1 protein-coding gene and 1 pseudogene are annotated in these 1,476 nt (G+C 42.1%); one reads left to right on the top strand and one right to left on the bottom strand.

Features of this window, described 5'->3' with window-relative positions:
* Nucleotides 1-9: 9 nt before the first annotated feature.
* Nucleotides 10-762 carry a hypothetical protein gene (locus KCG43_RS21240; protein WP_161458599.1) on the bottom strand — a complete coding sequence of 251 codons (753 nt, stop codon included), beginning with the start codon at nucleotides 760-762 and terminating at the stop codon, nucleotides 10-12.
* Between the two features lie 282 nt (nucleotides 763-1,044).
* On the opposite strand from KCG43_RS21240, the pseudogene KCG43_RS21235 reads away from it, so the two are divergent.
* Nucleotides 1,045-1,476: pseudogene (locus KCG43_RS21235) on the top strand (hypothetical protein); the annotation flags it as partial.

Raw genomic sequence — 1,476 nt, 5'->3', positions numbered from 1 at the left:
ATTAATTGATCAAGATGCTAAAAGTGGGAAACCAGATGTGCTCAGATAAGTAACAGCTCCAGATGCTGCCGCAGCAACTGTAACGATATTTGCAACATCACCCAATACTGTTCTGATTTTTCCACCGATAGGTGTTTTTGTTAGAGTCTCTTTAAATGAAGGATCAAGTACAGCATGCCCAAGAGTAGCTTCTAAGGCATCGAGAATAGGTACTGCACCTGAAATGAAATAGTCATCAATACTCGATAATATTTTTTTTAAATAGTGAGTAATGAATTTTTTAAACTCTTCTGGTAATTCGGCCTTAATGGTTTCACTTAATACATTCGATATTTTTTCTTTTAGGCTATCTAGTTCATCTGATTTTATTAACTTTGTTTCGAGTTTATGATCTAAAAGCACCGAAGACATAGATAGAGTACTGATCGTGTGGTCATCGATATGAGAAATAAAGGAATGCCAATTTCCCTTTAAATTTTGCTCAGTTAGAGCTGTTTGAATTCGACTGATGCAGTATTTTAAATCTTGACTTTGTTCTGGATAGAATTGACCTATTAGTTTTTGAACTTCGTGTGGAAGCAACATAAATTGGCCTAATTTAGCCATGAGCTTAGAATCTGAGTGCAAACCATGTGGAGGCACTCTGAGTAGTTGTTTCCATGTCACTGTGGTATTCGCATCGATTTTAACTTTTTTACCTTCCTGAAGTATAACTAGAAGACGAGATGCAGGATTATCATTTATCATAAGAATGCTCATCATGTTGAATAATTCTTGATGATAAAATATCTAAAATGGTCTGTAAATCAGCTATATCCTAAATGTAAGCACGATTTTAATTGTCTTATCCCCTCCCATCGCTTCCAATCCTCTGCCACTCTCCCCACATTGATGGCGACCGAGCCCCTCAGTTTACCCTCTGGGGCTTTTTCCGTTTTAGGGCAGAGACATGAGCAAACAATCCTTCCTTTCCGCCATTGTTGTGCTGGCACTCATGCAGCACCGGCCAGCGGGGCCACTCATCTCCTGTCGGATGCTGTGAAGGTGGATACCCACAGCATCAGTAAACGCAGTGTTGTCGCTATTACCCGAACCGGCAAATTTTACGATCCGCGTTACGGCGAATTCGAACTGACCCAGCAAATGTTCGATGCCCTGGTCAAAAACTTCAAAGAGAACGTCTATGGCCATGAAATCAATATCGACATTGCGCACCAGCCTGAAAACGGTGACGGGGTGGTGGTGCGTCGCCTGTTTACCGACCGCGGTCGATTACGTGCAGAGGTGGAGTGGTACGAACTCGGCATCAGCAAAGTCACCAAAGAAGGCTTTAAATACCTGAGCGCCGAAATTCATCCCAATTACGTCAGTAACGAGCAGGGGCAGAACGGCCAGTATCAGGAGTTTGATCCAATTAACTGTTATGAACTACTGGCGAAGAAAATCTTTGGGGGAACGGAGACCATGTGGGGACAT

Source organism: Photobacterium sp. WH24, from assembly GCF_019204055.1.
GTDB lineage: Bacteria > Pseudomonadota > Gammaproteobacteria > Enterobacterales > Vibrionaceae > Photobacterium > Photobacterium arenosum.
Note: the sequence above shows the minus strand (reverse complement) of the source record. Positions and strands in the feature narration are given on the sequence as shown.

Coding starts and splice junctions, on each gene's coding strand:
- KCG43_RS21240 (WP_161458599.1), bottom strand. CDS start 762: ATGATGAGCATTCTTATGATAAATGATAATCCTGCATCTCGTCTTCTA.